Source organism: Flavobacterium sp. UBA6135, from assembly GCF_002428305.1.
Classification (GTDB): Bacteria; Bacteroidota; Bacteroidia; order Flavobacteriales; family Flavobacteriaceae; genus Flavobacterium.
On the sequence record NZ_DIVJ01000020.1, the window covers coordinates 1 to 12,590 of the forward strand.

Below are 12,590 nucleotides of genomic sequence, written 5' to 3' on the forward strand. Positions count from 1 at the left end.
ATGACACAGTTTATTGAACACTCCCATTTTTTAATTTAATTCCTTACATTTATACTAAATATAACTCACCTTAAACCAAACCATTATGAAAAAAACAGTACTTTTATTTATTTTCGGATTCTTAGCTTTCAGCTTTCAAACCGAAGCACAAGTTGTTGCTTCGTTAGGTATCCAAACAGGTAGTTCTTCCACAAATTCTCTGTTGTCAACAAGTACAACCAGTAATCGTTATTCCAGAACCATGTCGATTTATACCGCTTCAGAAATTGTTGCAGCGGGCGGATTATCAGGAACCATTACCAGTTTGGCATGGAATAAAGCCGGCGTTGGTGAATATTCCTTTGGAGATGCTTATATCAAAGTTTATATAAAACATGTCACCCATACCACATGGGCTAGCGTACCGTCATGGAATACTGAAGTAAATGGTGCTACCGAAGTATTTTCCTCTACCACTTACAGTATTCCGCCGGGAACAGGTTGGAAAGAAGTACCTTTCACCACTCCTTTTGAATGGAATGGCACCTCGAACATTGTCATTTTTGTGGAATGGTACCGTCCGAGTACGCCTACGGGAGATATTGCCTGGGGAAGATCTACTGATGCCACAATGAACGCCACCCGTGTTGGAAGTTCAAGTTTAGATGCCTTAGTCATGTTGATNNGACCTTTGGTTCAATTAAACATTACACCCAATACAGCGAATCTTGAAGATGTTGTAAACACTAGCTTCCAACTTTATCCGAATCCTACTACTGCTATTTTATTTTACAATTCAGAACGTAATCTTAGCAACTATGTAATTTATAATTCCAATGGACAAACCATTAAAGAAGCTAATTTTACGGGTACAGAAGGTCAAATCAATGTAGCCGATCTAACATCCGGAATGTATTATATCAAAATCATTTCAGAAGACAAATCGGAAGTTTTCAAATGGGTTAAATTATAATAGCTAAATTTTTAACCTGCCTACGGGCAGGTTACTTTTACATTTAAAAATGAAAAAAAGTTTACTACTCTTTCTATTTTGCTTACCATTTACTGCCTTGTGCCAAAATGAAAACAAGGAGAAAAAAGCAAAAGTTTTTCAAGCCAAAGCAGCTTGTGGGCAATGTCAACTAGAGTTACCCGGTTATGGCTGTGATTTAGCTGTGGTTCTCGATAATAAAGCCTATTTTGTTGTAAACGGCGACATTGATGCCCACGGTGATGCCCATGCCGATGACGGTTTGTGCAATGCTATCAGGGATGCTGAAGTATCCGGAGAAGTAATTGAAGGCAAATTTAAAGCAACGTTTTTTAAATTACTACCCTTAAAGAATGAGAAGAAGGAATAGGCTATTTCTTTTTCAGTTCGTTTAAGAAAAATTGGATTACTTCTAAATTCATCTCCGACGTGGTCCAATGTCCGACCTTTTCAAACGTTTTGAAAGTGACTGCTAGACCTTGTTCCTGATAGTAATTTTGACAATTTACGAATCGCTCTTGCACTGATTTCCCTAGATTTTCATTGATAATTTTACGCTCATTCTTACTGTATGCATCGTCAAACTGAACGGCATCATTGGTGTCCAAACCTCCCATATAGATGTATTGTGGAATTTCTTTAAAGATTGTATAATCAAAGTTTTTTTCTAAAAGTTTCGAAAAATCATTTATTCCGATGGGGTAATTCAAGTCCACTCCATTGAGAGATTCTATTGGCAGCATCAATTTACCATTGAACCCTCCTATTGCCAATGCTTTAATTTTTTTAGGATGCATCAAAGAAAAGCGGTTTACAAAAGTACCCGATGCTGAAAAACCACTCATGAAAAATTTTGGAGCTATTTCTATTCCTAATGTAACCAAACGGATTTCTGCATCGCTTATCATTTCAAGCAATTGTAAGTCGAGCCGCTTGTATTCCGGAGTTTGATTCAATAGTACATCCCTATCAAGAGCATGCGTATAGAGTAAAGGTTGCGAAGCAGGTCTTGGAAAAACAGGAACAAGCAGTGGTATTTTTAACTCTGTAGCACAGTTATTTCCCACTGAGCTGACTGAAGCCAGTCTTATTGCCGCCTCTTTGTGTATCTCGATACTGTCTGTTATTTTTCCGGTGTTGTTGGGTTCCACTAACAGTACAGTGGTTGTGTTCAAAGACGTCCCTTTTGGAATAAAAATAATGTAATCGTGATGAAACCCTTTGTGTGGTTGCTTTGTTACTATAATCAAGCTATCCTTTTGAAAAAAAGGATTTGTTGAACGTTGAGCGTATGTATTGCATCCTAAAAATGTAAAAACTAAAATAGATAAAAAACGCATGTTACTATTGATTTGCTTTATCAGACAGTGATTTCTTAAAATTGTTACAATTCACCTTAACAACCAAAATCTATCTTTCTACATTTCAAACATTTAAATGATTGTTAAAGTATTTTTAAAATTTAGAAGTGTTAATAGGTATTACCATTTGTAATTTGTTATTTTGTTTAACATTTTTAATAAATAAATAAACAATCTTATTTATTATTATTAAGAATCTGCCCCAAAGATTCATTTTACATTACCTACTGTATCAATTTTTTGTATAAGAAATTAATCATTTTATCCATAATTTTTTAACAACTAAAATTAATAGTATATGAAAAAAAATCCTTTTAAACTGAGAAAAAGAGTAGTATCATTGGCATTTTTGACTTTAATTGCTACTGTTGTGTTGTCATGCGACAACGATGAATCTGCCAACTTTGACAGTGAGGCATCCAAACTTACCCTTGTTGAAACCTTAGAAAGCATGAACAACACGGCGAATCGAGCTCCTGCTCCGGGTGCGAGTCCAATTGCCGGAATTGCTGTGAATGCAGGATTTAACGAACTTGTAAATGCTTTGGTATATGTAGATCTAGAATTAAATGCAGGTTTGGTCAATTTATTTTCAACAGGAACAAATCAGTATACCGTTTTTGCTCCAACAGATGATGCTTTCAATGCTTTATACACTGCTCTTGGTATTAACGGCATCAACGAATTACCTGCAGAACTAGTATTAGATGTTTTAAAGTACCATGTTATTGAAGGTCGACGTGCCGCAAACAGTGTTGTTCCACCGGTAAAAAGCAGAACTATTACAACACTTTTAGGTGCTACATTTTCTGTTAACAAAGACGCACTTATTACTGCAATTGGAAGCACATCTTCAATTACAGCTGCAAACATATCAGCTTCAAACGGAATTATTCATGTGATAGATCAAGTATTATTACCAATTGTACCTTCAAGCGATAAACCGGCACCTTCACCAGGATCAGAATCTATTGCAACTATAGCAATTAATGCAAACTTTACGGAATTAGTGAGTGCTTTAGTTTATGTAGATGATGAGCTTAATGCAGGTTTAGTAAATCTTTTTGCAAACGGAACAGATCAATTTACCGTCTTTGCTCCAACAAATCAAGCTTTTCAAAACCTATATGCTGCTTTAAATGTTAACGGAATTACCGATTTACCGGCTTCTTTAGTACTTGATGTATTAAAATATCATGTTGTTGAAGGAAGAAGAGCTTCCAACAGCGTGGTGCCTCGTGTAAACATACGTACGATAAATACGTTGTTAGGAGTTCCTTTTACCGTAAACAGCCAAGGTAGTATCACTGCAATTGGAAATACTGCTACAATAGTGTCTCCGGATATTTCCGCATCAAACGGAATCATCCATATCATTGACTCTGTAATATTACCAATCCAATAAAATCAATTTCAAACGTATTTTCACATCTAAGTTTGTGATGATTGTTTGTTTTTTTAAGAGGAACTGTCTTCCGGACAGTTTCTCTTTTTATTTTTATGAAATATAAAAATATAGCACTAAAAGTATAACAAAAGAAAAATAGTAAAAAATCTTTTAAGAGATTTGAAAAACAAATTACCAATCTATTTCCTGTATTCCTAACTCCTTCAAATACATATTGGTTTTACTAAAACTTTTATTACCAAACCAAAACCCTCTATTGGCACTTAACGGTGATGGATGTCCGGATGTTAAAACAAGATGCTTCGATTGGTCAATTTTTGCTCCTTTTTTTTGAGCAAAACCACCCCAGAGCAGAAACACGACTCCTTCTTTTTGCGATGAAATCATTTGAATCACGGCGCCCGTAAACGTTTCCCAACCTTTTTTTTGATGGCTTCCCGCCTCACCTTCTCGTACGGTTAAAGTGGCATTGAGCAATAAAACACCTTGAGCAGCCCAACGTTCTAAATTACCCCAAATGGGAATGGGAGTTCCTATATCTGTTTCTAACTCTTTAAAAATATTCATCAAAGAAGGAGGAAAAGCCACACCGTCATTCACAGAAAAACACAAACCGTTTGCCTGACCTGGTCCGTGATAAGGATCTTGACCAATGATGACCACTTTCAACTTGTCAAACGGGCAGAGATTAAAAGCTGCGAAAACTTCACTTTTAGACGGGTAACAAGTTCCTGTTGCATATTCATTTTCAACAAAAGAGGTCAATTGTTGAAAATAGGGTTTTTGGAATTCCTCGGATAAAAGAGCTTGCCAAGAGGGATGTAAGTGAGAAAGCATTCTTTTTGTATTTATACAAATATACGTATAGTTGCATCAATTTTTCAAATGAGAATAAAAGTATACTAAAGTAAATAATCGCTAAATTTGCCTAAAATTGCTACGCTTATAAAATGATATCCATCACCGATAAAACCTTAAAGGATTTAGAATTTGCCACTGTTTTACAAACGGTTTCCGACCGATGTAACACCGAATTGGGAAAACAAAAAGCACTTGAAATTGTTCCATTTAAAAATAAGGAACTTTTGATGGATTCGTTGGTGCAAACTTCAGAATACCTTTCCTCTTTTTCAAATAACAATGCACTGCCCAATCACGGGTTTGATTCCATTACCAATGAAATAAAATTCATCGGTATTGAAGACAGTTTTTTGGAAGTGGGAAGCTTTCGTAAAATTGCACAGATTTCAGAAACGGTCAATGCATTGCTTTTATTTTTAAAGAAATTCAACGAGTATTATCCCAAACTCAACGAACGAGCCCTTCAGGTGGAATACACCAAATACATCATTCAAAAAGTGGATGAAGTGGTTGATAAATATGGCGTTATTAAAGACAATGCCTCGCCGGATTTAATCAACATCAGACGCGATATGAGTGTGGTTCGAGGCAAAGTAAACCAAAGTTTCGGCACCGCTTTAACGCAATACAACAGTTTGGGCTACTTGGATGAGATTAAAGAAAGTTTTGTAGAAAACCGTAGGGTTTTAGCCGTTTTAGCTATGTATCGCAGAAAAGTGAAAGGTTCCATTTTAGGAAGTTCCAAAACGGGTAGCATCGCTTATATTGAACCCGAAGCCACACTCCGATATTCTAGAGAATTAAGTAATTTAGAATATGAAGAACGAGAGGAAATCACCAGAATTCTAAAGAAATTAACCAATGATATTCGTCCTTTCAAAGAGCTTTTGCACCAGTATCAAGATTTTTTGAGCGACATTGATGTCATTGCCGGAAAAGCAAAATATGCTTTGAAAATCAATGCAATTCTACCTACAATTGTGGAAGAAAAACGAATGTTTTTCAGAGATGCCTACCACCCTATTTTATATTTAAACAATACAACCAAAGGGGAAAAAACATTTCCACAAACCATAGAATTGCACAATGAAAATCGAATTATTGTCATTTCGGGACCAAATGCCGGCGGAAAAACCATCTCACTCAAAACGGTTGGCTTGTTACAATTGATGTTGCAAAGCGGCATGTTACTTCCGGTTCATGAAAGAAGCGAGACCTTTTTATTTGATCGTATTTTGACTGATATTGGCGACAACCAATCTATTGAAAATCATTTGAGTACGTACAGTTACCGACTCAAAAACATGAACTACTTTTTAAAGAAGTGCAACACCAAAACTTTGTTTTTAATTGACGAGTTTGGAACAGGTTCCGACCCTGAATTAGGAGGAGCTTTGGCAGAAACTTTTTTAGAAGAATTTTACCATCGGGAGGCGTTTGGCATCATTACGACCCATTATTCGAATTTAAAAATTCTAGCCAATGAATTGCCATTTGCTTCCAACGCCAACATGCTTTTCGATGAAAAATCATTAGAACCTTTGTATAAATTAATTTTGGGTCAAGCCGGAAGTTCGTTTACTTTTGAAGTAGCTCAAAAAAACGGAATACCCTTTGGTTTAATTAACCGAGCCAAGAAGAAAATTGAAGGCGGTAAAGTGCGTTTTGACAAAACCATTGCCACGTTACAAAAAGAGCGTTCAAAAATGGAAAAAACGTCCATCAATCTAAAAGAAGAAGAAAGCAAAGCTCGAGAAGAAAGCAAAAAAATGGAAACCATTAATGCTAAAATTCAAGAGAAACTAGAGCGGTATCAGGAATTGTATGACGCCAATCAGCGGTTGATTTATTTAGGTCAAAAGATGGATGATTTGTCCTCAAAATATTTCAACAATAAAGATAAAAAGGTTTTGATTGGAGAATTGTTGAAAATTGTTGAAATCGAAAATTCCAAACGCAAAAAAGCGACTGCAAAAGAAACTAAGGAAAAAGAAATCATTCAGAAACAAATCGTTCAAGAAGTGACGGCCAAGGTGGAAGAAATTCGCACCGTTAAAAAAGAAAAGAAAATTAAAGCTTTAAAAGCAGAAGCTGACAAACCAAAAGTTACACTTAAAATTGGCGATCGGGTTCGAATGATAGATGGAAAAGCGGTAGGCACCTTAGACTTGATTGAAAAAAATAAAGCTACTGTTAATTATGGGGTATTCACATCGAAAGTAAGTTTGGATGCTTTGGAATTGGTGGAAGCTAAAAAGTAATTGATAATTGATAATTGACAACTGATTAATGGAAAACTTACCAAAAGATAAAAAGATAATATTGTTTGACGGGGTTTGCAACTTATGTGATAATTCCGTGCAGTTTATCATCAAACATGATGCAAAAGACATTTTTAGGTTTGCGTCGTTACAATCAGAAGTTGGACAACAAATTGTGAAGTACCTTGGTATTGACACAAAAAAGGTAGATAGCATAGTCTTGTATGTTCCCGGAGAAGCCTATTATCTGAAGGCTGAAGCGGCGATGCAAATTGCCAAGGAATTAAAGAGCTGGCATAAAATAATTTCCTATTTATCCTTCACCGGTTCGTTTGGCAACTTTGTTTATGATTATATTGCCAGAAACCGTTACCAATGGTATGGTAAAAAAGACGAATGTATGCTTCCTACTGAGGAAATGAAGGCAAAGTTTTTATAACTGATAAATATCATATATTTTCAACGCGTTCCTTTTTATTTTTGACTACTTAAACTAGATAAAATGAACAGACTATTCTTCTCTTTATATTCATGGGATAACGGAGCTTTCATCATGATTGGTGTTTTTGCATTGGTTATTATCGGTATCATTGCCGCAGTAATGGTCATGATGAATAGTGATAAAAAAAAGAAAAACGACTAGCAAGTCGTTTTTTCTTTTCGTGTTAGTCCTCTTTACTCAAAGGGGGTTCATGTAATTTTCCAACAGATTTAGCTACTAATGTGGCCACTGTTGCATCACTGGTTATGTTAGTAACCGTTCTACACATATCTAAAGGTCGGTCAATTGCAAAAATCAAAGCCAATCCCGCTTCCGGAATACCGGCTTGACCTAATACAATAACCAACATCACCATACCGGCACTTGGCACGGCTGCTGACCCAATGGAGGCCAATGTGGCCGTAACTATAATCATCAATTGCGTTTGTAAATCCAAAGGTTCGGGCAACATGGCTTGTGCAATAAAAATGGCCGCTACAGCCTGATACAAACTTGTTCCGTCCATATTAACCGTTGCTCCTAATGGCAAAACAAAACTGGAAACTTCTTCGTCCACTCCCACTCTTTCGGTTACACATTCCATAGTAACCGGTAAGGTTGCGGCACTGGAACTCGTTGAAAACGCTAACAATTGTGCTGGTGCAATCGCTTTAAAAAAACGTATGGGATTTACTTTTGCAATGGTAAATAACAAAGTTGGATAAAACACAAACGTCATTAAAAGTAAACCAAACACCACAGTCAAGGCATAAATTCCTAACGCTCCCAAGGTAGAAAAATCAGGAATTTCAACCATCAAAGCCGCCATCAAAGCAAAAACACCAATCGGTGCGGCTGACATAATGATGTCTATTATTTTCATAATCACCTCATTCAACCCTTTGAAAAAGTCAACTACCGGTTTAGATTTTTGTTCGTCAATTAAAATTAAACCAATGCCCAAAAGAATTACGAATAGAATTACTTGCAGCATGTTTCCGTTGTTGCTTAAGGCATTAAAAAAATTATCAGGAACAATATCCACTAATGGTTGTAAAGGACCACTATTCTTTGCTTTCTCTGCCAGTTCTATTTTTTGAGCTGCATCTCCGGCAAAATTTTCCAACAAACTTACGCGAGATGCTTCGTTTATAAAACTTCCGGGTTTAATGATATTGGCCAACACCAAACCAATTGAAACAGCGGTAAATGTAGAGAACAAATAAAACACAACCGTTCTGCCTCCCAATTTAGAAAGCTTTGAAATATCTTTTAAATCAGATAAACCCACAATCAAGGAAACCACAATCAAGGGAACGGCAATCATTTTTAAGAGATTGATAAAAATAGTTCCGAAAGGTTTGACCCAATCGACCACTATGCCTTTCATTTCGAGGTTTTTCATCAAATAACCGAAAAGTAATCCGGCTACCATACCAATCACAATTTTCCAATGTAAGGGTAATTTCATTTTTTATTGATAGATTTTGTTTAGTAAATAAAAGTCGGCCAACACTAAAGCAGCCATGGCCTCCACAATGGGTACAGCACGAGGCACTACACAAGGATCGTGTCGGCCTTTTCCTTGTGTTTCGATAATTTCTCCTGAGGTAGTTAAGGCTTCTTGTTTTTGAATTAGTGTAGCAACCGGTTTAAAAGCGACTCTAAAATAAATATCCATACCGTTAGAAATACCACCTTGAATGCCGCCGGACAAATTCGTTTTTGTAGTTCCGTCCGCGTTGTATAAATCATTGTGTTCACTACCCTTCATTTTTGCTCCACAAAAACCGCTCCCGAATTCAAAACCTTTAACAGCATTAATTGACAGCATGGCTTTGCCTAATTCGGCATGTAATTTGTCAAAAACAGGTTCGCCTAAACCAATTGGAACATTTTGTATAACACAAGTTATAGTACCTCCAACGGTGTCACCTTGTTTTCTGATTTCTTTGATATGAGCTTCCATTTTAGCTGCGGTTGCTTCATCCGGACAACGAATAGGATTGGATTCGGTTTTAGAAAAGTCTAAATCTTGATAGGGTTTGTCAATGAAAATTTCACCTACCGATGATACAAATGCATTAATTTTTATGTTAGCTATCAATTGTTTAGCAATAGCTCCAGCCACTACCCTACATGCTGTCTCACGGGCAGAACTTCTGCCGCCACCACGATAATCGCGGATGCCGTATTTTTTCTCATAGACATAATCCGCATGACTAGGTCTGAAGGAATCTTTAATATGGGAATAATCGTCTGATTTTTGATTGGTATTAGGAATGATAAAACCTATTGGAGTTCCAGTGGTTTTCCCTTCAAATAGTCCGGATAAAAACTGCACTTCATCCGCTTCTTTACGCTGGGTGACAATAGCAGATTGTCCGGGTTTTCTGCGTTCCATTTCATTTTGAATTGCTTCAAAATCCAGAAAAATTCCGGGAGGACATCCATCAATGATACCACCTAAAGCTTCACCATGTGACTCTCCAAAAGTGGTTAGTTTAAATAAAGTTCCGTAGCTATTTCCGGCCATGATACATTCTGTTTCAACAAAAATAGGGTTTTTAGTTTAATAACATAACCCGTTGGGCGTAATTAAATTTTGAAATAATTTTGCCACGAATTCACGAATTTTTTTTTGAATAATTATTCGATTACATTCGAATTTTCATCAAAGATGAACAAATTATTGCGTTTGTCAAATTTATAATTTGTGAATTCGTGGCAAAAGTATCCCTACTACTCATGAATTTAATAATTACACCCAACGGGTTAACATAATTTCATTTTACATAATATGAAATTGGTTTATTCACATAATAATAATATTGATTGCTTAAAACTTAACTATTGTATAAAATTGAATTGATTTTGAATGACTTAATTTGTCAAACCTCAATTCGTATGCTTAAGAAAAGAAAAGTTGAAGTAGTTGTTTTATCAGATATTCATTTGGGAACATTTGGTTGTCATGCCAAAGAGTTGCACCAATATCTTTCTACCATTAAACCCAAAACACTAATTCTCAATGGAGATATTATTGACATTTGGCAGTTTCGGAAATCCTATTTTCCAAAATCTCATTTAAAAGTCATCAAAAAAATTATTGATTTGGCCTCAAAAGGAACAGAAGTCTATTATATCACCGGAAACCATGATGAAATGTTACGAAAATTCAGTGATGCTTCTATTGGAAATTTTCATATTGTTGATAAACTTATCTTAGAATTAGATGATAAAAAAGCATGGATTTTTCACGGTGACGTTTTTGATGCATCTGTTCAACATTCAAAATGGATCGCAAAATTAGGAGGTTGGGGTTATGACTTGCTTATTTTGATGAACCGGTTTGTGAATCAATTGCTTCAAAAAATGGGAAAAGAACCCTACTCCTTTTCAAAAAAAATAAAAGCGAATGTCAAAAAAGCGGTTAAATTTATATCCGATTTTGAACATACCGCTGCAGAACTAGCGATTGAAAATAATTATGATTATGTAATTTGTGGTCATATTCACGAACCTAAGATGATTCGAAAGGTTAATAAAAAAGGAACTACTTTCTATTTGAATTCCGGTGATTGGGTAGAAAACTTAACCGCGTTGGAATACAACAAAAAACGTTGGAAATTGTATCGCTTTGATAAAGACACTAACATGGCTCAAGAGGACTTCTTTGAAATGGAAACAAAATTAAGCGAACAATTGGTGGCCTCTTTAATTTTCTCTAGCAAATAATCTTGTTGACGAATTTTATATTATTACATATTAGCACACTATTTTAAAGAAAAAATTGTTATTTTAGTATACCATAAATAATACAACCAAATAACAATGAAAAAACATTTTTTACTGCTTTTTATAGTAGCCGCATTTATCACCTCATGTTCGAGTGATGATTCTTCCAATTCTACCGACAATTCATTTGTTTACTTACCCTTAACTTCAGGGAGCAATTGGGATTATGAAATTACAACTGCTAATCAACCTAGTATTTTTGATGATTTATATGTAGGTGATGAAATTGTGCTTAACGGAAAAACCTATAAACAAATGAAAAACATTGAAATACCAACCGGTTTATATTGCAGTATTCTAAGAGATAACGCCTTGCGAAACGAAGGTTCTAAAACTTTTTTTACAGGTGATTTAAGTTTAAATTTAGGAATTAATTTACCTATTGACTTAGCGGTAGAGGATTTCCTGATGTTAGATCATAGTGCACCAAGCAATCAGGTTTTAGGAAGTCAAAGTGGGATTATTCAGCAAAACTTTGAAGGTGTTCCTTTAACTATTACTTATACATTTAAAGTTACAGCACAAGAAAACTTGCCCAACTATGTAACTCCAAATAATGTTACTTATTCCGATGTAAAGAAAGTAAAAATGACATTAGCGTTGCAGTTAGTTACCGTACAAAGCATTCCGGGAACAACAGTTACTATTCCTATCACAATATTAAACACTCAAGATGTTGTAACCGCTACACAATTTTATGCTAAAGGCATAGGAATGGTTTATGCGAATGATGTTATTTCTTATAATTTAGCAATTGATCCAGCTACTTTCAACTTAGACATTCCGCAATCTGGAAGTCAAATAGTTACTGAAACATTAACCACTTACACCATCAATTAATACAACTATTCTTTCATGTTGAGGGATGGTTTGGCATAATTGTTGTAAATTTGTAACATTATTTTAAAAATAACATACTTATGAAAAAATTAATTTTTACAGCTGTAGCATTATTTGGATTCGCAATGTTTTCAAATGCTCAAGAAATTTCAAAAAATGCATTAGGTCTTCGTTTAGGAGATAATGACGGTTTTGGTGGAGAAATCTCCTACCAAAGAGCTTTGTCCAGCAACAACCGTTTGGAGTTAGATTTAGGGTGGAGAAATAGTAATAATGTAGATGCTTTCAAATTAATTGGTCTTTATCAATGGGTTTGGAATATCGACGGTGGTTTCAATTGGTATGCCGGTGTTGGTGGTGGTGTTGGAAGTTGGAATAACAAAAGAGCTGATGTTAACGGTTCCTATGCTGTTTTGGCCGGTGATATTGGTATCGAATATAATTTTGACATCCCTTTGTTACTGTCTTTAGATTTCCGTCCTGAGTTTTATTTTGGAGGAAATGACGACTTTAGAAGTAATAATTTTGGTCCTGATATCGCTTTAGGCATCAGATTTCAGTTCTAATTATTTTAGGAAAAAATACAAAAGAAGCCGTCTCACAACTAGAG

At 35.4% G+C, this 12,590-nt stretch carries 13 protein-coding genes; 9 read left to right on the plus strand and 4 right to left on the minus strand.

Annotated elements, in window-relative coordinates; translation table 11 throughout:
- Window positions 1-655: 655 nt before the first annotated feature.
- Together B3L86_RS13695 and B3L86_RS05730 are read left to right on the plus strand one after the other, a co-directional pair.
- A complete protein-coding gene (locus tag B3L86_RS13695; RefSeq protein ID WP_422653587.1) occupies window positions 656-952 on the plus strand; it encodes a T9SS type A sorting domain-containing protein in 297 nt (98 codons plus the stop codon).
- A gap of 49 nt (window positions 953-1,001) precedes the next feature.
- A complete protein-coding gene (locus tag B3L86_RS05730) occupies window positions 1,002-1,340 on the plus strand; it encodes a DUF6370 family protein (RefSeq protein ID WP_291116179.1) in 339 nt (112 codons plus the stop codon).
- A 1-nt stretch (window position 1,341) separates the two neighbouring features.
- Here the strand turns inward: B3L86_RS05730 and B3L86_RS05735 are convergent, their stop codons facing one another.
- On the minus strand, window positions 1,342-2,310 hold the full coding sequence (locus B3L86_RS05735; protein ID WP_291116181.1) for a hypothetical protein: 969 nt from the start codon (window positions 2,308-2,310) through the stop codon (window positions 1,342-1,344).
- 319 nt (window positions 2,311-2,629) lie between these two features.
- Between B3L86_RS05735 and B3L86_RS05740 the strand changes: the two genes are divergently transcribed.
- A complete protein-coding gene (locus B3L86_RS05740; protein WP_291116183.1) occupies window positions 2,630-3,736 on the plus strand; it encodes a fasciclin domain-containing protein in 1,107 nt (368 codons plus the stop codon).
- Window positions 3,737-3,910: 174 nt separating this feature from the next.
- Here the strand turns inward: B3L86_RS05740 and B3L86_RS05745 are convergent, their stop codons facing one another.
- A complete protein-coding gene (locus B3L86_RS05745) occupies window positions 3,911-4,576 on the minus strand; it encodes a uracil-DNA glycosylase (protein ID WP_291116185.1) in 666 nt (221 codons plus the stop codon).
- Window positions 4,577-4,689: 113 nt separating this feature from the next.
- Between B3L86_RS05745 and B3L86_RS05750 the strand changes: the two genes are divergently transcribed.
- The 3 genes from B3L86_RS05750 (at window position 4,690) to B3L86_RS05760 (ending at window position 7,504) form a co-directional block, all read left to right on the plus strand.
- Window positions 4,690-6,861: an endonuclease MutS2 gene (locus tag B3L86_RS05750; protein WP_291116187.1), complete on the plus strand. Its 2,172-nt coding sequence runs from the start codon at window positions 4,690-4,692 to the stop codon at window positions 6,859-6,861.
- Between the two features lie 28 nt (window positions 6,862-6,889).
- Complete coding sequence (locus B3L86_RS05755) at window positions 6,890-7,300, plus strand: thiol-disulfide oxidoreductase DCC family protein (protein ID WP_291116189.1); 411 nt, start codon at window positions 6,890-6,892, stop codon at window positions 7,298-7,300.
- A 63-nt stretch (window positions 7,301-7,363) separates the two neighbouring features.
- Window positions 7,364-7,504, plus strand: coding sequence for a hypothetical protein (locus B3L86_RS05760; RefSeq protein ID WP_291116191.1), 141 nt, complete (start codon window positions 7,364-7,366; stop codon window positions 7,502-7,504).
- Window positions 7,505-7,526: 22 nt separating this feature from the next.
- Here the strand turns inward: B3L86_RS05760 and B3L86_RS05765 are convergent, their stop codons facing one another.
- A complete protein-coding gene (locus B3L86_RS05765) occupies window positions 7,527-8,813 on the minus strand; it encodes a dicarboxylate/amino acid:cation symporter (RefSeq protein ID WP_291116194.1) in 1,287 nt (428 codons plus the stop codon).
- Window positions 8,814-8,816: 3 nt separating this feature from the next.
- Window positions 8,817-9,878 (minus strand): chorismate synthase, encoded by a 1,062-nt coding sequence (aroC, locus tag B3L86_RS05770; protein ID WP_291116196.1) that lies wholly within the window; start codon window positions 9,876-9,878, stop codon window positions 8,817-8,819.
- 371 nt (window positions 9,879-10,249) lie between these two features.
- Here aroC and B3L86_RS05775 point away from each other — a divergent pair, with 371 nt between their 5' ends.
- The 3 genes from B3L86_RS05775 (at window position 10,250) to B3L86_RS05785 (ending at window position 12,546) form a co-directional block, all read left to right on the plus strand.
- Window positions 10,250-11,080 carry a UDP-2,3-diacylglucosamine diphosphatase gene (locus B3L86_RS05775; protein ID WP_291116199.1) on the plus strand — a complete coding sequence of 277 codons (831 nt, stop codon included), beginning with the start codon at window positions 10,250-10,252 and terminating at the stop codon, window positions 11,078-11,080.
- A gap of 96 nt (window positions 11,081-11,176) precedes the next feature.
- Entirely contained in the window at window positions 11,177-11,980 is an 804-nt protein-coding gene (locus B3L86_RS05780) for a hypothetical protein (RefSeq protein WP_291116202.1), read from the plus strand.
- Window positions 11,981-12,060: 80 nt separating this feature from the next.
- Window positions 12,061-12,546 (plus strand): hypothetical protein, encoded by a 486-nt coding sequence (locus B3L86_RS05785; protein ID WP_291116205.1) that lies wholly within the window; start codon window positions 12,061-12,063, stop codon window positions 12,544-12,546.
- Window positions 12,547-12,590: the final 44 nt, after the last annotated feature.